We start from the raw sequence: 19,227 nt of genomic DNA on the forward strand, positions 1-19,227 counted from the left end.
CTCTTTTTTTTATGCTTAACTTTTGGGAAAAGCAGAAAATAGCGCCTCACAGCTTGGATATTTTTGATGTAACTTTGCTAGATAATAATTTTGATCATATTCTAAAAAACCATCCAATAATTTGATGCTAGATGGGGCATTACTGCAGCTTTTAACTTGTCTATCCCATGCCGTAAAGGGGGCAATGGGATGATCGATCGATATGATGTTTTTCTCACAACCTAATAATGCCAGAGTGCTGATCTGGTAATTGCTGGGGGCGGCAGAATCTGCGGGATAGGCAAGACCAATCACTAAATCATTGGTTTTTATTGTTTTGGCAGGGAAATTGCTGTGCCATTGGGTGGGTTTAGGTGTAAATAACTTGGTGAGAAAATGCTGAAATACAAAGCGAATATGCTGAAATTCAAATTGATTTTGGGTGTCAGAAGACTGCTTTTGTATAGATTGGACACGTGCGATAAACACATCTTTGGGGGAGTGTGGTGCACATGCAAACGCTGTTGAGATTGAAAGGATTATATTCAAAAATAGAAATAATCCTTTCTTGTCTAGATCCATTTTTTCCAACGGAAGTAAAACATGGGTAGGACTAGGAAGGCCATCAGAATACCAATCACAATCCAAAAACTGAGGCTACCGTGCGCAAAGGGCAGTACGTCGGTGTTCATCCCATAAATACTGGCAATTAGCATCGGTGGTGCAAGCATACTGGGTAAAATCGAGAATCGACGAATCGTGTCATTCTGCTCGGTATTAATGAATCCAGAAGTGGTATCCAGTAAGAAGCGTACTTTTTGGAATAAGAAGGCATCATGTTCGACCAGTGAGCGAACATCTTCACTCAACTCGCGAATGTCGGCATCATAAATATGACTGCCTAAGGCACGCGGCCGCGCTAAAAAGGTCAATACACGGCGTAAATCAATTAAACACAGTTGTGCCTTTCCCAGCATATCTTCTTGCTGGGCGAGGCGTGTAATCATGTCATCTAAGTCGAGTATTTTTTCGCGATGGTGGTTATTTAGGACTTCTGTGGAATATCGTTCTAGGTCTTTGTGGATATCTTCTAAGATATCCGCAAGCTCATCCAGTTTCGCTTCAAGTAGGCCGAGCAAGATCCAGGTTGGGTCTTTATAGTCCATATCATAGTCATTACGACGAGCGCGGGCACGAAATGCACGGAATGCAACCAACTTTTCACCACGCATGGTAAATAAGCGATCTTTATGCAAAATAAATGCAACCGTTTGTACCATTGCGAGCATCGGTAAGGAGTCGTCAGTATCACCATCGACTTGAAAGTTTTTATTCTTTGTTAAAAAATAGGTGCTGATATGCAAAATTCCATCATCATCACGGTAAAATCGTGCCGATGATGAAATGTCTTCAAGCGACTTTAGGGTCGGTAAGTTTCGGTCATACGCATCCAGAACCCATTGTTGTTCTTCTTGGGAGGGGGCGATGAGATCAATCCAGACCAGTTCGGGGTGGAGGTCGAAACCTCCGTTGATGGTTGCATCTTCTAGACTACCGCGCTCTGTGGCATAAAAGGCTTCAAGCATGTCTTTTTTCCTCGCGCAGTCGGTGTAATGTTTTCGGTCGTTTACCGAAAAGCAGGGTGTATTTTAGACAAGGATGAAACGAAAAACACTTGCCTAAACGTTATTTTCTCAAAAATCTTGTTACATAGCCTACTTTATCAGCATGACAGTTATATAAAACGGTTTTAATTGTATGAATTCTATATGTGTTTTCTGTGGTTCTTCACTCGGTAATGATCCCATTTATCAGCAAATGGCAGAGGCAACAGGTCAGGCAATTGCTGCACAAGGCCAAACTTTGGTCTATGGCGGTGGCCGTTCTGGTTTAATGGGGGTTGTCGCCAATAGTGCCATACAGGCTGGCGGTCGCGTCATTGGGGTAATTCCTCATGCTTTGGTTGATCGCGAGTTGGCACATACAGGTCTTACCGAGTTGCATGTCGTCAACAGTATGCATGAGCGTAAAACCAAAATGGCGGAGCTGTCTGATGCCTTTGTGGCATTGCCTGGTGGTGCAGGAACACTGGAAGAAATTTTTGAACAATGGACTTGGAGCCAATTAGGGATTCATCAGAAACCGTGTGCCTTTTTAAATGTTGTGGGCTTCTATGATGATCTGCTTAAAATGCTGCAAGGTTCTGTTGAGCGTGGTTTTAGTCAAGAACGCTTTGTCGATAAACTGATTGTTGCAGAGCAGATTGAGGATATTCTGGCGGCATTCTCGGCTTACCAGCCAGTGACACCAAAATGGATGTCCACGACCGAAATTCAAGCTTAAGGAGCAACTTGTGAAAATCATCACTGTGGCGGCTGCTGTGATTTTGAATGCACAAAATCAATTGCTGTTAGTGCGTAAACAAAATACGCATGCTTTTATGCAAGTCGGCGGAAAGCTCGAAATCAATGAAGCACCAGAAATCACGATGCAACGTGAGATTTTGGAGGAAATTGGCTGTGAATGTGAATTGAAACAATTCATTGGTCGTTTTGAAACAGCTGCAGCCAATGAACCAGATCATATGCTGGTGAGTTATGTGTATGCGGTTGAATTAAAACAGGCCCCTCAAATTGCTGCTGAAATTGCTGAAATGAAATGGATTGAATTGGATGATCAAGCCACTGTGTTGGCGCCTTTAACTAGAGAGATTGTGATTCCGTGGTGTCAGCAAAATCAATTAACTTAGTTTGTCGTGGTTGTGCGGCGGCTACGCAAGCACTATAGATGTGTTGGCAGCCGAGTTGGTTTAGGACTTGGGATAAGGCGCTGATTGAGCTGCCTGTGGTCAACACATCATCGACAATGAGGACTTTGCGATAACGTATTGAGTTGGGTGGTGCAGCCACAAATTGTTGCTCAATATTTTCAAGACGTTCTAAACGGGATAGCCCTTTTTGTGAGTGCTGAGCCAAGCGTTGTACGGGTTGCCAGACGGGGACATTCAAGCTTTTGCTCAATGCCTTGGCGAGTAGAAGGGCCTGATTAAAGCCACGTTCTGCTAGACGATCAGCTGAGATGGGCATCGGCACAATTGCCTGCACTTTGGGAAGTTTGAGTTGTAATAGTAGGCCATCTAATATTCTTTGATGATGCAGTTTTTGCTCATATTTAAACTGTTGAATGATCCGATCAATCGGATAGGCATAATCACAGGCGACCAAGACCTGTTGTTGGTTACGTTCAATACTTTGCTTTAGCCACGGCAGTTGTTGCCAGCAACTGTGGCATACACCAAATTGACGTTTCATGCCGATATCACAGAGATTACAAGGCGTAAAATAATCAAAAATCTGCTGTGCTGATGTGCCAAGTCGTTTAAACATAGGCATATCTTGGGGCTTCAGGTAGCCAGCGTTTGAGTAGTCCATCCGCATGCTGTGGATACTCTTTCAGGATTTGCTCAGCCACATAATGTGCTTGGGTCAGCAGATGATCATCGCGTTCTAAACGTGCGACACGAAAGCCCATATCTCCGGTTTGTTTGGTGCCGAGTAATTCTCCCGGCCCACGAATTTCCAAATCCTTTTCTGCGATCACAAAGCCATCATTGCTTTCACGTAAAATCGAAAGGCGTTCCTGACCATTCTGCGATAATGGGGTTTTATACAGTAGGGCACAGAAACTGGCGGTTGCACCACGACCCACTCGACCACGCAATTGATGCAATTGGGATAGACCTAAGCGCTCGGCATTTTCAATCACCATGATCGACGCATTCGGGACATCGACTCCGACTTCAATTACTGTGGTGGCAATCAACAGTTGGGATTGATTGTCTTTAAAGGCCTGCATCACGGCTTGCTTTTCGTCGGCTTTCATTTTGCCGTGGACCAGACCAATATTAATGTCTGGAAAGCGTTCTTTAATTTCTTGATAGGTGGCTTCAGCCGCTTGGGCATCCAGCGTTTCGGATTGCTCTACCAAAGTACAGACCCAATAAGCTTGTTTACCTTCACGACAATTTGTGGCGATGCGTTGTAATACCTGTTCACGCCGTTCTAATGGAATGGTTACGGTTTGAATCGGGGTACGTCCAGGAGGAAGTTCGTCAATAATCGAGGTATCTAAATCCCCATAAGCACTCATGGCGAGTGTACGAGGAATTGGTGTAGCAGTCATGACCAATTGATGTGGTGTAAACTGGTCCGCACCTTTATTGCGTAAGGCAAGACGTTGATCAACACCGAAACGATGCTGCTCATCAATAATCACCAAACCAAGCTTTGAGAAACCGACTGTATCTTGAAATAGAGCATGCGTACCCACGATCAGTTGCGCATGACCTTCTTTAATCTGTTGTTCAGCTTGAGTTCTGGCTTTGCCTTTTTGTTTGCCTGACAGCCATGCAACCTGAATGCCCAAAGGCTCAAACCAGCGTTTAAAGTTTAAATAATGCTGTTCAGCTAAAATCTCAGTCGGTGCCATAAGCGCCACTTGCCAATCGGCTTCCAGCGCATGACAGGCAGCCACGGCAGCCACAAGGGTTTTACCTGCACCGACATCGCCTTGCACCAAACGTAACATCGGTTGATCTTGTTTAAGATCCTGCAAAATTTCTTTGGAAACCCGTTTTTGTGCATTGGTCATTTGGAAGGGCAGACCCTCTAACAGCTTCTTGGCAAGTACTTTACTGCTGCTAAAGCGCGGGGCAGAAATTTGCCGAATATAAGCACGACGGGTGAGTAAACTGATTTGATGAGCAACCAGTTCTTCAAAAATCAAGCGTTGTTGTGCTGGATGTGAACCCTGATTGAGTTGCAACATATTGGCATCAATCGGTGGTTCATGGATGTAATGTAGGGCCTGTTTTAGTTCATAACCATTGCTGTATTTGCTTGGCAATAATTCAGCTAAGTCGTCACTATGATGTTTAAGTGCTTGGCGTACGTATTCACGTAGTTTAGGCTGCGTTAAGCCTTCGGTGCTGGGGTAAATCGCGGTGAGTTGGGTTTTCGGTAAAGCAGTATGTTGTTGAATCACCTGAATTTCAGGGTGGTATAGCTCCAAACCCCGTGCACCGACACGGACTTCACCAAAAATCCGTAGGCGTTGTCCCATTTGGATGCGATCAGTCAGACCTTTATAAATATGATAAAAGCGTAAGGTCACCTTGCCAAAATCATCTTGTAACAGGGCTGCGAGCGATTTCTTTTTCCCCGGTGGAAAATCGACGGAACGAACTTCACCTTCAAGCAAGTAACTTCGTCCAACGATCAGCTGATTCATTGGAATAATAGTGCTACGATCTTCATAGTCACGAGGAAGATGGAATAACAAATCATCCGTGCTAAAAATATGAAGCTTTTCTAAGAGGGTCGCTGCGGCAGCACCAACGCCTTGTAATTGCTGAACTGAAGTCATCTCTGCTCAAAGGTGTGTATGCATATTTTATTTATTGGTTATGGTAAAACATCTCAGCGTGTCGCTAAACACTTATTTGAGCAAGGACACCACATTAGCACAATAAGTGGCAGTGAAAAAACAGATTGTTACGCGACCCATTATATTCAGGATATTCACCAACTTGATTTAACTCGCTTACCACCTATTGATATGGTGTATGTACTGCTTGCGCCCGCACAAAGTGGCATAGCAGCTTATCAACACACCTATGTGGAGAGTATCGCACCAATGGTTGATGCACTAAAAACACATCCAGTACAACGTATTGTTGTGGTGTCTTCCACTCGGGTCTATGGTGAAAATGCAGGTGAGCGGATTGATGATGAGACCGAGATTCGACCTGCTGATGCGCAAGGACATCTGCTGCGCGAGATGGAATTGCTGTGGCAAAAAAATTATCCGCAGCAAAGTATTATTGTTCGTCCTACTGGAATCTATGGAACTTCAATCGCTCGGTTAAAAAAGTTGGCTGAGCAAACATCGACTTATCCTGCAGTGCATTTTAGTAATCGTATTCATATTGATGATTTAGCAAAATTTTTAGCCGAATTAATTAATTTAGCTAAACTTGAATCAAGCTATATTGTTAGCAATAATATACCTTTACCTATGCACGAAATTCTACTTTGGTTTCAACAACAACTAAAGCTACCCACCTTAAAACTATTGACACAACAACAGACAGGCAAGCGGATCTATGCCACCCGATTGTCCGATACTGGATTTCGATTTGACCATTTGATTTGCTTTAATGACTATGCTGCCGCTTTATTGGCACATAGTAATGAAAAATAATTCAATTAGACTGTAAAGAAAGTTTAAAGAGTTGGTATGTATTTTGAATTATAAATACCAATAGATTCCTGAAAGGAACCGCCTAAATTGAGCACGAGGTTTGCTGTGAGGCGTAAAGGGTGATACATGAGAAAAATAATTTGCATGATCTTATTCGGATTGATTACAACCGCAAGTTGGGCTGTAGAGCAGTCTTGGTGCGTATTTGATCCTTTAAGTACACAGGGTGATATCAGCCGTCGTTTACAAGACATCCGTCTGTATGCGCAACAAAATCAAGTTCAGTTAAGCTTTCAAACCTTTAAAAATGAAAAGAAGGCGATACAAGCTTTTGATCAGCGTAAATGTTCAGGCTTGGTGGCATCCAATTTTAATACCTATCGCTATAACCGTTTTATGGGCACAAGTGGGGGGATTGGATTGATTCCGAATAATCGTGTGGCTCGGACATTTTTACAACTGCTGAATAATTCAAATGTCGAAAAACGTATGCTGAGTGGAGATTATGAAGTGTTGGGCATGATCCCGATTGGGACAGCCTATATGATCATGAATACCCAACAGATTAATAAAGTCTCTCAGTTAAAAAATAAAAGCATTGGAATTTTAGAAAATAATCCACCTCAACAGGCATTGGTACAAAGTGTCGGTGCTAAACCCGTCTATGTTGATTTTTCTAATGCGGTGGAATCTTTTAAGCAGAAAAAAATTGATATTTTGGCTGCACCTGCTTATGGGATATTGCCGTATAACTTGAAAAAGGAATTTGGTGCAGACACACAGGTCGTCAACTTCCCTATGGCGTATTTTGCGATGAATATCGTGATTCGGCCACAAGCTTACCCAGCAGGCTTCGGTCATCAAATACGCTCTTGGTTTGTGCGCAACAGCAATGTGCTTGCTGCACAAGCCATTCAATGGGAAAACCATTTACCAGCTTATTACTGGGCGGATATTTCAGGTTATGAAAAACAGGGCTACGACGCGATGGTGGTGAAGATTCGAAATCGTTATGTCGACTCTGGTTATTATGATGCGTATTTTGTATCGCTCATTAAACGACTGCGATGCTTGGATGATCCGAAGTATTTAGAGTGTCGTTAGCGCATTAAAAAAAGGCAACCGAAGTTGCCTTTTTTTGTATTTAAGCTTTCTTGCGTTTTAAGCGACGTTTGGCTTGTTGAGATGCCATAGCCTCTAATGCTTCAGCCAGTTCTTCATCGCTAAATGTAGTGATGTGCTGCAACATTTGTAGCGTCGTCTCATCTAAGACCAACTGTGCACCTGCGGCCATCTCACTGAAATTATCATCGTATTCAATGAAACCTTGCTCATTGTTACGAATATAATTCTGTTGCGTCAGGACTTTAATAAAACTTTGGAATAAGGCTTTATCGAAGAACTCAGGTGAGTTGAATTCATACAGGACGGATAGGCGTTGCCCCAATAAATGACTCAACTCTTCCACTTGCTTGGTTGAAATATTGCCTGAACCACGTTGAGTAATTAGTGCAAGGGTCATGTAGTAACGCTCTAAACTCTGTTTCACTGGCATCGCCAAGGTCACAAGTTTTTGGTGTTCTTCACTGTTTGGCGTTGGGCTGAACAGGTTGTCTTCATGATCTTGGAAAATAATACCAATCTGAACTAAGGCATCAATATAATTATCAATCTGCTTTTGTAGATCAGCAGCTTCCCATTTCATAAATAATTCAGCTTTTAAGAATGGATACAAGGTACGGATCACATTGCTTAAATCGTTCTTGTGAATTTTACCATTGTGCTCAACCAGCGAAGCCACCAATGACGGTAAAACAAAGGCGTGTAAAATGTTATTACGGAAGTAAGTCAGCAATACGGCTTGATTATCTTCAATCGCAATAATATCGCCTAACACATGTTGTACACGTTTGATTAACTTGAGCTTGAGGCCATAAGCAATAATTTCTTTACCTGATAATGAGGTCACTTGTGTGCGCTCATCATATGGTCGTTGTGTTGCCAAGTCACGGTAGATATCCAGTTGCTTGGCGCAAATTTCTTCATCTAAGGTGTGCTTTGGTGTTGCCAATAAAATCAAGGAAAGCAAGGACACTGGGTTAATCACCACAGCGCGGTTGATGTTTTCTAGAATCAGATTGGCTGAACTTGCCACAACGTTAGATATCTCAGTGGTACTTGCGGTCTCGGTTTGAATATTTTCAGCACCTTGTTGCTTCAAAATATCATTTAGGAACACAGGTTCACCAAAGTTCACGTGTACTTTGCCGAAAATACGTTCAATCTTCCGTAAGGTTTTTACAATCCCAAAAATCGACTCGGCTTCTTTCGGTTTACCTTGCATTTCACCGACATAGGTTGAGCCTTCCATCAGACGTTCATAACCAATATAGGTTGGAACAAACACGATCGGTTTGGCTGGGGCGCGTAGATGACCCTGAATGGTCATGGCCAACATCCCCGTTTTGGGCGGCAATAAACGACCTGTACGAGAGCGGCCCCCTTCAATAAAGTATTCAATCGGGGTGTTGCGCGATAGAATACTATGTAAATATTCTTTAAATACAGAGGTGTAAAGTGCATTGCCACGGAAAGAACGGCGAATAAAGAAGGCGCCACCACCCCGTAATAATTGACCTACAAATGGTAGATTCAGGTTGTCACCCGCAGCGATATAAGGAATCATCAAACCACGCTTATAAATCACATAAGACAATAATAAGTAATCAATATGGCTACGGTGGCAAGGGGTGTAGACAATCTCGTAATCTTTAGCCAACTCACGTACGGTACTGAAATTATGTACTTCTACGCCGTCATAGAGTTGCGTCCATAATCGGGTTAAGGCCATGTCGGCAAAACGGACTGCCGAAGCTGAGTAGTCCGAGACGATTTCATTGACATAACCAATGGCGCGGCGTTCAGCTTCAAGCATACTGATTTTATGCTGAATACTTTCACGACGAATGGCATCTTGTACCTCAGCTGACTTGACCACCGATTGCATCACATTACGGCGGTCTGATAGGTCAGGACCAAGCACGACTTCACGTTGCTGGTCTAAATAGGTATCTAAAGAGCTGGCAATATAGGTGGCTGGCGACACATTGGGATGATTACTCTTGGCATAATCTACCAACTCACGTAAAGATTGTGGCTCATGAAATTCTAAAAAAGACTGACGACCATGTAAGCCGATATTCATCAATTGTTTGACGGTACCTGGTGTTGCCCAAGTATCTGAGAATAATAATTTGAACCAAGAATCTTCTTTATCTGGTGAGCGGCCCCAGAGTACTGTTACTGGAACCAGTTGAATATCAACATCAGGTTGTTGTTCAAGCGCTTCTACCAATTGTAAAAGGCGCGGCGGGAAAGTCTGGGTATTAAAAATATTATTTTCGTTGTGGTGTAAAAACAGAACCGAGTTTTTTTCTTGATATGTACCAAAACTCAAAGGATCTAGGGCTGGTTTTAAATTTAGACGACGGGTTTCACCATCCACCACCAATGCATTACTACGTGAATAATTTTGTAATACGTAGCAGACCAACTTATTTGATTCAGTTGTATTTGGCTCTGCTGTGGTGGATTCTGTAGGAACTTCACCAAGAACATGTGGCGTTACCACAAGGTCAAGTAACTTACTCGAAAGTTGGCGATACATTTGACCAAATCCAGTCTTGGACATTACAAACTCCTAAATAATAATCCTGACATCGAGTCATGATGAACCCGACATTCTGCGATATTCTTACATGAAACGATATGTTATTTTCTGACAAAATATAGCGTATTTGGTAGATTTTATCGTTAAAAATCGTATTTTTAGCGGGTATAAATACAATTAACGTGACGGATGAATCATTTTATCCTGACCATTGTCATTTGAATTTGTGGCACAATCAAAATTATCAACCCTGAATGGATTGGTTGATCTCTCCTCATTGATGTTGGAAGGCTATTACATGAATGCGTTAACTCAAGAATTGGTAGAACTGCTGACTCTGGAAAAGTTAGAAGAGCATATTTTCCGAGGCAATAGCCGCAATTTGGTAGGCAAGCGAGTGTTCGGTGGGCAAGTGCTTGGACAAGCATTAAGAGCAGCGTCATATACCACAGATCGTCCTGCACATTCTTTACATGCTTATTTCTTGTATGGCGGTGATGTGAATGCACCGATCATTTATGAAGTTGATCCTTTAAGAGATGGTAAAAGTTTTGCCAGTCGTCAAGTTCGGGCGATCCAACATGGTCGTACTATTTTCTCGGCGATGGTCTCTTTTGCCAATCCGGAAGAAGGGCTGAATTATCAACATAAAGAACCTGAATACCCTGAGCCAGACACATTAAAATCTGAGAATGAACTAAAAGAAAGCCTGATTAATTTTGTGCCTGAAAATGTGCGTGCCAGTTTTATGCGCGAACGTCATGTGGAAATCAGACCGACTCAGTTAATTAATCCGTTTCAGCCGCAGCCAGAAGCGCCGTTTTATGCGCATTACATTCGGACCCATGATGTAATTCCAGCCGATTTGGATGAAATCTCGCTGCATCAGGCGATTGTGGCATTCTATTCAGACTTTACCCTGATGACCACGGCATTGCGTCCACATGGCCTGTCTTGGATTTCACCGAATTTACAATGTGCCAGTATTGACCATACCATTTATTTTCATCGCCCACTGCGTGCAGATGAGTGGATGCTTTACGATATGGAAGCGACCATTAGTGCCAGTTCACGTGGGCTGAACTTTGGTCGTATGTGGCAAAATGGACAGTTGGTGTGTAGTACGGTGCAAGAAGGTTTGATTCGGCTCAGAGAAATCGAAACCCAGTAAAAATGAATCAACCCTAAAGCCATCATTCTGATGGCTTTTTTTATCATAAGGATGTGACAAAAAATTGCTCGATTCTTCCACATGAGCATGCCATAGTACGGCTAAGTTAAAATTTTATCCCTTCACAATGAATCTAAATACACAAATTTTAATTGCAGCTGTACTTGGTGTGGCCTTTGGTTTTTTATTGCTGGCCTATCCACAGACGATCTTTGTTGACTACAGTCTTTATGGCTTGGGTATTTTAAGTAGCATTTTCATTGGTTTGCTGAAAATGTTGCTGATCCCACTGATTTTTAGCTCGATTGTGGTTGGTGTTTCTAATTTGCAGGCAGGCGGACAATTTGGTCGGGTCTGGAAAATTACCGCATTAAGTTGCTTGACCACCACGAGCTTGGCTTTAATTCTAGGAATTAGCTGTGCGCATCTGTTTGAAGTTGGTAAAGGGGTGGATATTCAATTATTCCAAGCCGCAATGGATAGCCATCAAACCCCAGATACCTTAACCCCATCAAGTTTCTTTACGACCTTTATTCAGAATACATTGATCAATCCATTCAAGGCTTTTAGTGAAGGCAATGTGTTGGCAGTGGTGGTGTTTGCCTTATTTCTGGGTGTGGCTTTGGTCAAAGGCGGCGAGCGTTTCGTCTTGGTGCGTAACATCAGTCAGCAATTCTTTGACATTATGATGATGTTAGTGGGCTGGGTAATGAAACTTGCGCCGATCGGGATTTTTGCACTCTTGGCAAAGCTGATTGCGACCGAAGATCTATCTGTACTTAGCCGTTTGGTTGAGTTTGCTGCGGTGGTGACAGGGACGACCATTTTCCATGGTGTGGTGGTATTGCCTGCCTTGTTGTGGATTTTTGGGCGGATGAATCCAATCACCTTTTTTAGAGGGGCGAGAACCGCTTTGGTTACGGCATTTGCCACCAGTTCCAGTTCTGCCACTATGCCACTGAGTATGAAGTGTGCACAGGAAAATTTGGGGGTGCGACCACAAACGGCTGGCTTTGTTATTCCATTGGGTACGCAGCTGAATATGGATGGTACGGCACTCTATGAAGCGGCAGCAGCTTTATTTATTGCCAATTTGATGGGTTTGGATTTGAGTCTGACTCAACAGCTGATTGTCTGCTTAACAGCCATGATTGCATCCTTAGGTGCACCAGGGATTCCAAGTGCTGGGATGGTCACCATGATTATGGTACTACAGTCAGTTGGTTTACCCGCCGAAGCAATTGCAATTTTATTGCCGATTGATCGTGTGCTCGATACAGTACGCACCGTGGTCAATGTACAAGGCGATATGATGATCAGTGTGGTGGTTGATCGTTATGCCAAGAAAGCTGAAGCAGAGTCCAGTTGATTGGATGAAATAAAAAAAGCAGGAAATTATTCCTGCTTTTTTATATTTAAGAGTTAAGCGGCTTGCTGTAAAGCGCGTTTTGCAGCAGGTGAATTGTTCAGATAATTCACAGCGTCTTGGGTGTTGCCTTCTTTGACCGGGTCATACCACGGCATCAGGTAATCAATTTGTTGTGCAACCAACCATGCAGGGCCCGGCAAGATTTTCGCGTCTTTTAATGCGATCTTCGACCATTCGATCCAGATCCATGGTTTAAACAGACTTGGTTTCTTGTCGGCAAAACGAGGATCTTGGCTCATGATATGTGCTGCACCATCGACCCAAAGGCCAAGCACACCAATAATCACAGCAACACTCATGTAGTAACGTGCGATATAACCACCGCCCAAATGACGATAGAGATCAAATGCAACGGTACGGTGTTCAATTTCTTCAGAGCCATGCCATTTAACCAGATCAATCATTTCTGGATCTGCACCGAGTTCTTCCCAACGCTTGTTATACAGAGCATATTTGCCTAGTACACAGGTCATGTGTTCAACAGTTGCAATCACACCTAGACGGAATAAATCCCACTGATGTTCGAGTACTTTCGGAATTTCCTTATCGAAGGGCTTGTCTGCCAAGACCTTGGTAAATAAGAAATCCATGATGTCGAGATTACGCTGGATATCAATATTACGCTGCGTCAAATATTCTTTATTGGCAGAGGTATGTGCAACGGCATGCATTGCTTCTTGGCGAATAAAGGCTTGAACGTCTTGCTTTAATTTTTCATCGGTAATTTTTGGAAGGACTTTGTTATATAAACGGCAAAACCAAAACTCACCAGCAGGTAAAATATTGTTAATTTCATTAATAAAATAGCTGGCGAAAGGTTGGTTTGGAATCCAATCCACTGGCGTATTTTCCCAGTCAAACTTTACTTTGCGTGGGAGGATTTTATAGTCAATCGAAGAACCAAGAACTTTGTTCTTCACAAATGATAGTAATTTCATCGTTTAGTCCTAATCGATAGTGCAATGAACCAACACTAAGCAGTATATGAAAACTACCTAGTGTTTGTGTTTAGCAATTCGGGACAATTAAAAATTATTTTATGCATCAAGTTGCATAAAATGCACTTTTTATTCTTGGATGTCGGTTTCTGAGGCTTCTGGGATCTGACTCAGGTCAAATTCAACGGGTTGATCCAGCGTGAAGTTCAGGCGGCCAGCCATTACACTGGCAAGTTCCTCTAGGCCAATACGATTGAGTGAAGAGAATAATTGGATCGAGAAATCGAGTTTCATCTTCTTCAATTGCTGTTTGACTTCGAGCAACACTTTGTTGGCTGGGCCACGATTGAGCTTATCCGCTTTGGTGAGCAGGATATGCACAAACAAATGGCGTGAATGTGCCCATTCCAACATCATCAAATCAAAGTGTTGTAAAGGATGACGAATATCCATTAACAGCACTAAGCCTTGTAAACTCTTACGATGAATTAAATAGTTTTCCAGTTCTTTCTGCCAGACGATTTTCATGGCTTCAGGAACCGCTGCATAACCATAACCTGGTAAATCGACCAAGCGTTGATCTGGATTGCCCAAGCTAAAAAAGTTGATCATTTGAGTACGACCAGGTTTTTTAGAGGCACGTGCCAATTGCTTTTGATTAGTTAATGTATTGATTGCACTTGACTTACCTGCATTGGAACGGCCTGCAAATGCGATTTCATAACCGGTATCTTCTACGCATAAAGCCAGTTTCGGCGCACTCATCAAAAATTCAGCTTGGCGTAACCATGTCAAAGACTGTACTGCATATTCAGTGATTGCAGGGTCAGCCTTTTTTTCATAACTGATTTTTTGTTTCGGTGCGAGTTTGGCTTTGGTGTCTTTCGATTTTTCACTACGACGCATAGAAGCTTACTTTTGAATAGGAATAGCAACGACCATTATAAAGGATGTGAGGCGTTCGTGCGAATCCTCATCTGTACATGATCTTTAAGCTTTCTGAATAAGCTCTAAAAAGTCGATGCTTGAGCGTGTGGAAGAGGGAATAATACCCTGTTGAACCACTTCGCCGAGTGTATATTGATCTAGGCTTTGATAAAAACATTCAAGTGCTTGATCCAAAATACCTTTCAGTCCGCAGTTGGCTCGCAGGACGCAAGGAGGAGTATTGCACTCAACAATTTGATGGTTACCTTGTAAGGTTCGAACAATTTCCCCGAGTTTCAAATTCTTGGCTTCCGGATTTAAGCGCAAACCACCGCCTTTACCACGAATGGTGACAATCCAGTGTTGTTTACCCATGAAGTGCACCACTTTAACCAAGTGATTTTGCGACACATGCAAGTCTTCGGCGATATCTGCAATCGTGTACGGTACATCACTCGGGCGAGCAACATACATCAGAATCCTGAGTGCATAATCAGTAAATTTATTGAGTTGCATGGGATTTCACTCAATTGATTGCTTAAAATAGAAAGGGCCAGTCTAACATAGACTAGCCCTATGCAAAACGTAGCGTGAATTAGCTGAGTTTCACACCACCTGTACCAAAGGCTTCGCTGTGAATATTGGCAGCAGGAATACCTCGGGCAACCAGCGCCTGATGTTGTGCTGCCATAAACGGCATTGGACCACATAAATAATAGTCGGCATTGCTTGGTAAAAAGGCCGCATCCATCGTGCTTAAATCAAGACGACCAGCAGCATCATAATCTTGACCTAAGACATCTTCTGTATGTGGGAATTCATAGGCTGTGAAGGTACTCAAACGTGGGTATTTGATTTTTACTTCTTCAATATGTTTCTTCATGGCATGCACTTGGCTGCTACGACAGGCATGAATGAAATTCACGGGTTGCGGCATATCTAAAGTCACCAATTGGTTCAACATTGCAATCATTGGAGTGAGACCAACACCACCACTGATAAAGACATTGCGCTTGCTGCTATCGATGAGATAGAAATTACCTGTTGGTGCAGATACTTCAATTTCTGAGCCTTCAGCTAAACCATGTAAGGTGCTAGACACCCAGCCACCTGCAAGTTCACCTTTTTCATCTTCACGTTTCACTGAGATACGTAAATAGTCAGCTTGAGGACTGGTTGATAGGGTGTACTGACGCGGTTGTCTTAAGTTGAGTTCAGGGACAAACACACGGACTGAAATGTATTGGCCTGCTTCATAGTGCGGTAAGGCGCCACCATCAATAGGTGCTAAATAGAAAGAGGTGATTTCATCGCTTTCCACGACTTTTTTGGCAATTTTAAAATTACGCCAGCCTAACCAACTGCCTTGGGTTTGTTGATGTTGATCATAAATCGCTTTTTCGGTGCTAATGAATAAATCAGCCAATTGACCATAAGCCGCAGCCCATGCTGCGATTAAAGGGTCTTCCATCGAGATGCTGAGTACTTCACTAATCGAGTGTAAGAGGTTTTCCCCAACAATGCCGTAATCAGGAGATTGAATATTCAAGCTCACATGTTTATGTGCAATCATTTCAACCACAGGTAGAAGTACCGATGGATCTTCAATGTTTTCTGCATAAGCCAACACAGCACCTGCTAAGGCCTGCGCCTGTGCACCGCTACGTTGATGTCCCATATTAAAGGTTTCTTTTAAATCGGGATGATTGCCCAACATACGGTTATAAAAGTATCCAGTCAGTGCAACGCCATTTTCACGTAGAACAGGAACAGTGGCTTTTACTAGGTCAATTTGCTGCGGAGTCATAAGTGATCTCTCTTGGCGATTGTTTATAAGATGTATTTAAAATACATCTTATAAAGTATATTTGCAATGCATATTTAAATAAAAGCCATAAAAAAATTAAGGGATAACGAATTATCCCTTAATTTACAATTCATTATACTTTTATTATTTACCGAAGAGTGAACCCAATAAGCCGCGGACAATTTTCTGTCCTGTGCTGCCACCTAAGCTACGTGCTGCGCTTTTGGCAAAGGTTCCGACGATATCTTGGGTGAGTTTTTCACGATCACGTTGGGATTTTTCTGCGGCTTTTTGCTGCTCACGGGCGAAGCGTTCTTGCTCTTTGGCTTGTTGCTTGGCTAAAGCATCTTGCTCTTTTGTTTGTTGTTTGGCTAACTCATCGGCTTGTTTTTGCTGAGACTGTTGCAGTACTTTTTTCTGCAGCATTTCATAGGCACTGTCCCGATCCACCGCTTGGTCATAGACGCCTGCGACAATACTTTGCCCAATAATGACTTGGCGCTCTTCAGGGGTGATTGGGGTAAAGGAAGAATAAGGGGGCATTACCCAACCACGTTCCACAATCTGTGGCGTTCCTTGTTCATCTAGGCAACTAATCAATGCTTCACCGACGGCAAGTTCGGTAATCGCTTGATCGACTTTAAACTCAGGATTGGCACGGAAAGTATCTGCTGCGGTTTTGACTGCCTTTTGATCTTTAGGAGTAAATGCACGTAAGGCATGTTGCACACGGTTCCCCAATTGCCCTAATACGCTTTCGGGTAAATCCAGAGGGTTTTGGGTAATGAAATAAATCCCCACGCCTTTAGAACGGATCAAACGGACCACTTGCTCAATTTTTTGTTGCAAAGCGGGACTAGCATTATCAAACAGTAAATGCGCTTCATCGAAGAAGAATACCAATTTTGGCTTGTCCATATCGCCGACTTCAGGCAACTGTTCAAATAGTTCAGACATCATCCAGAGCAGGAAGGTCGCATAAAGCTTTGGTGTGTTCATCAACTTATCAGCGGCTAGGAGATTGATATAGCCATGACCATTGGTGTCAGTTTGGATGAAATCGAGAATATTCAGGCTTGGTTCGCCAAAAAACTGTTCGCCACCTTGATCACCTAATGCCAGCAAGTTACGTTGTATTGCACCCAGACTGGCAGGAGAAAGATTGCCGTATTCAGCCTTGAGACTGGCTGCATTTTCACTGACATAGGTCAGCATTGCTTTTAGGTCTTTAAAGTCAATCAGGAGCAGACCTTGATCATCGGCAACACGAAACACCGCGGATAGCACACCTTCTTGGGTGTCATTCAGATTCAGCATTTGTGCTAATAATAATGGGCCAATTTCCGAAATGGTGGTACGAATTGGGTGGCCTTGTTGCCCAAATAAATCCCAGAAAATAACAGGGGATGCGGCAAAAGGAACTGCATCCAGTTGTAAGCTTTTTAGGCGCTCATCAAATTTTGGATTACTGCTACCAGCTTTGGCCAAACTGGAAACATCACCTTTGGCATCGGCAAGAAACACAGGTACACCAATACGGGAAAAACTCTCGGCCATCACTTTGAGGGTGACGGTTTTACCTGTTCCAGTTGCACCGGCAATCAAGCCGTGTCGGTTGGCAAATTTAGAATGTAAAACAATCTCTTGTGTTGTATCTGTGGTTTTTTTAGCAATAACGATTGGCGTACTCATTCTTCACCTGTTTTTAATCTCAATCGAGCTGTTTTAATCCGTTTTGGATATCTTGAATTAAATCTTCTGGATGTTCTAGTCCTATACAGAAGCGAACCAATAAACCTTGTTGTAAATGTGTATTTTCCAGTGCACGCATTTGTTTGAGGTCATACAGCATGACCAAGCTGACGGGACCACCCCAACTAAAGCCTAGTTTAAACAGGTTAAGACTATCGCAGAATTTGCGAACCGCATTGAGATCATATTCAGGTTTGAAAATAACGCTGACTAAGCCTGCACTTTTTCCTGTGCTACAAATTTCTGACCAAAATGAATGACCAGCAGCATCAGGATCGCTTGGATGCAGAACTTGGGTAAATTGAGGTTGTTGTTTGAGCCAGTCGAGTAGGGTCAGGGCGCTTTGTGCTTGTTGCTCATAGCGTAAAGACATATGCGCCAAACTACGTTGAATTTGCGCTGCATCATCACCCGAAATTGAAATGCCTTGAATCGCATGCATACGGAACAATTTGTGATGTAAGGCTTGCTCGTGGGTCACCACTGACCCCATGAGGATATCACCACCACCGCTTGGGTATTTGGTGAGTGCATGTACCGTGATGTCGACGGCCAAATGTTCATCTGAAAAATCAAAGGCATTAAACGCCAAGCCAGCACCCCATGTGTTATCCAATGCAGTGAGTACGTTGGCTTGCTGGGCTTTTTTAACCAAATTCTTGAGATCAGGAAACTCGAGTGTGACCGAGCCTGCTGCTTCGAGCCAGATCAGTTTGGCTTTTTCAGTGGGCTGAAAGCTGTTGGCATCAATTGGATTATAAATTTCAACGGTAATGCCATAGCGATCTTGTAGATTGTTTAAGTGTTCTAGATTGGGACCATAAATATTATCGGCGACCCAGACCTCATCACCTGAGCTTAAAAGTGCACTATTCACGAGATTAATCGCGGATAAGCCGCTTGGTGCAAGCAGGCAATAACGGCCGCCTTCAATTTGGGCAATATTATCGCCTAAGGTAAAGGTGGTCGGTGTACCATGCGTGCCATAGCTATAATCGTAAGCATCGCTCCAATGGCGATCAAAAAGGTGCGCAGTGCTTTTAAAAATAATCGTCGATGCACGAAATAAGGGAGGTTGGATGGTTTCAATATATTGAGGGGCTTGTCGTGGTGCATGAATCAGATTGGTCTGTGCTTTATTGTGTGTTGTCATAGGGCAAAATCAAATCAATATAATAAGTTAGGTTAAGAGAAAAGCGCGAAAGCTGCTAGCGCTTTGCTGTTTTTGTACAGAATCGGTACAGATTAAAGTCATTGGTCAAAACTGGCTTTATTTTTGCTAAGACTAAGTAT

Annotated in this window: 17 protein-coding genes; 6 read left to right on the forward strand and 11 right to left on the reverse strand. The window is 42.9% G+C overall.

The window, feature by feature from the left end; translation table 11 throughout:
- Positions 1-15 precede the first annotated feature (15 nt).
- On the reverse strand, positions 16-561 hold the full coding sequence (locus tag F957_RS18060; RefSeq protein WP_016542818.1) for a hypothetical protein: 546 nt from the start codon (positions 559-561) through the stop codon (positions 16-18).
- Complete coding sequence (locus tag F957_RS18055) at positions 552-1,565, reverse strand: magnesium and cobalt transport protein CorA (protein WP_004657647.1); 1,014 nt, start codon at positions 1,563-1,565, stop codon at positions 552-554. The genes F957_RS18060 and F957_RS18055 overlap by 10 nt, the downstream gene beginning before the upstream one ends.
- A 172-nt stretch (positions 1,566-1,737) precedes the next feature.
- On the opposite strand from F957_RS18055, the gene F957_RS18050 reads away from it, so the two are divergent.
- Positions 1,738-2,322, forward strand: a complete 585-nt coding sequence (locus F957_RS18050) for an LOG family protein (RefSeq protein ID WP_016542819.1) — start codon at positions 1,738-1,740, stop codon at positions 2,320-2,322.
- A gap of 10 nt (positions 2,323-2,332) precedes the next feature.
- Positions 2,333-2,728: an NUDIX hydrolase gene (locus F957_RS18045; protein WP_016542820.1), complete on the forward strand. Its 396-nt coding sequence runs from the start codon at positions 2,333-2,335 to the stop codon at positions 2,726-2,728.
- On the opposite strand, the gene F957_RS18040 is transcribed toward F957_RS18045, so the two are convergent.
- Together F957_RS18040 and recG are read right to left on the reverse strand one after the other, a co-directional pair.
- Complete coding sequence (locus tag F957_RS18040) at positions 2,682-3,365, reverse strand: ComF family protein (protein ID WP_016542821.1); 684 nt, start codon at positions 3,363-3,365, stop codon at positions 2,682-2,684. The two genes, F957_RS18045 and F957_RS18040, sit on opposite strands and share 47 nt — an antisense overlap.
- Positions 3,358-5,403 carry an ATP-dependent DNA helicase RecG gene (gene recG, locus F957_RS18035; RefSeq protein WP_016542822.1) on the reverse strand — a complete coding sequence of 682 codons (2,046 nt, stop codon included), beginning with the start codon at positions 5,401-5,403 and terminating at the stop codon, positions 3,358-3,360. The genes F957_RS18040 and recG overlap by 8 nt, the downstream gene beginning before the upstream one ends.
- Positions 5,404-5,421: 18 nt before the next feature.
- On the opposite strand from recG, the gene F957_RS18030 reads away from it, so the two are divergent.
- Together F957_RS18030 and F957_RS18025 are read left to right on the forward strand one after the other, a co-directional pair.
- Positions 5,422-6,240 (forward strand): NAD-dependent epimerase/dehydratase family protein, encoded by an 819-nt coding sequence (locus tag F957_RS18030; RefSeq protein WP_016542823.1) that lies wholly within the window; start codon positions 5,422-5,424, stop codon positions 6,238-6,240.
- Positions 6,241-6,366: 126 nt separating this feature from the next.
- Complete coding sequence (locus tag F957_RS18025) at positions 6,367-7,344, forward strand: putative solute-binding protein (protein ID WP_016660137.1); 978 nt, start codon at positions 6,367-6,369, stop codon at positions 7,342-7,344.
- Between the two features lie 40 nt (positions 7,345-7,384).
- On the opposite strand, the gene plsB is transcribed toward F957_RS18025, so the two are convergent.
- Positions 7,385-9,931 (reverse strand): glycerol-3-phosphate 1-O-acyltransferase PlsB, encoded by a 2,547-nt coding sequence (plsB, locus tag F957_RS18020; RefSeq protein WP_016542825.1) that lies wholly within the window; start codon positions 9,929-9,931, stop codon positions 7,385-7,387.
- A gap of 277 nt (positions 9,932-10,208) precedes the next feature.
- Between plsB and F957_RS18015 the strand changes: the two genes are divergently transcribed.
- Both F957_RS18015 and F957_RS18010 read left to right on the forward strand, forming a co-directional pair.
- Positions 10,209-11,081, forward strand: coding sequence for an acyl-CoA thioesterase (locus tag F957_RS18015; RefSeq protein WP_016660138.1), 873 nt, complete (start codon positions 10,209-10,211; stop codon positions 11,079-11,081).
- Between the two features lie 127 nt (positions 11,082-11,208).
- Positions 11,209-12,450 (forward strand): dicarboxylate/amino acid:cation symporter, encoded by a 1,242-nt coding sequence (locus F957_RS18010; protein ID WP_016542827.1) that lies wholly within the window; start codon positions 11,209-11,211, stop codon positions 12,448-12,450.
- Positions 12,451-12,503: 53 nt separating this feature from the next.
- On the opposite strand, the gene F957_RS18005 is transcribed toward F957_RS18010, so the two are convergent.
- From F957_RS18005 to F957_RS17980, 6 genes are all read right to left on the reverse strand, one after another.
- Positions 12,504-13,448: a metal-dependent hydrolase gene (locus F957_RS18005; RefSeq protein ID WP_016542828.1), complete on the reverse strand. Its 945-nt coding sequence runs from the start codon at positions 13,446-13,448 to the stop codon at positions 12,504-12,506.
- A 129-nt stretch (positions 13,449-13,577) separates the two neighbouring features.
- Positions 13,578-14,354, reverse strand: a complete 777-nt coding sequence (gene yihA, locus F957_RS18000) for a ribosome biogenesis GTP-binding protein YihA/YsxC (protein WP_016542829.1) — start codon at positions 14,352-14,354, stop codon at positions 13,578-13,580.
- An 84-nt stretch (positions 14,355-14,438) separates the two neighbouring features.
- Entirely contained in the window at positions 14,439-14,891 is a 453-nt protein-coding gene (locus F957_RS17995) for an RrF2 family transcriptional regulator (RefSeq protein WP_016542830.1), read from the reverse strand.
- Between the two features lie 79 nt (positions 14,892-14,970).
- A complete protein-coding gene (gene hmpA, locus F957_RS17990) occupies positions 14,971-16,182 on the reverse strand; it encodes an NO-inducible flavohemoprotein (RefSeq protein ID WP_016542831.1) in 1,212 nt (403 codons plus the stop codon).
- Between the two features lie 144 nt (positions 16,183-16,326).
- The gene (locus F957_RS17985) at positions 16,327-17,874 is read right to left on the reverse strand and encodes a helicase HerA-like domain-containing protein (protein ID WP_016542832.1); all 1,548 of its coding nucleotides are present in this window, start codon (positions 17,872-17,874) and stop codon (positions 16,327-16,329) included.
- Positions 17,875-17,893: 19 nt separating this feature from the next.
- Complete coding sequence (locus F957_RS17980; protein WP_016542833.1) at positions 17,894-19,087, reverse strand: PLP-dependent transferase; 1,194 nt, start codon at positions 19,085-19,087, stop codon at positions 17,894-17,896.
- Between the last annotated feature and the right edge of the window lie 140 nt (positions 19,088-19,227).

Origin of the sequence: Acinetobacter gyllenbergii CIP 110306 = MTCC 11365 (genome assembly GCF_000413855.1) — a bacterium.
Taxonomy (GTDB): Bacteria; Pseudomonadota; Gammaproteobacteria; order Pseudomonadales; family Moraxellaceae; genus Acinetobacter; species Acinetobacter gyllenbergii.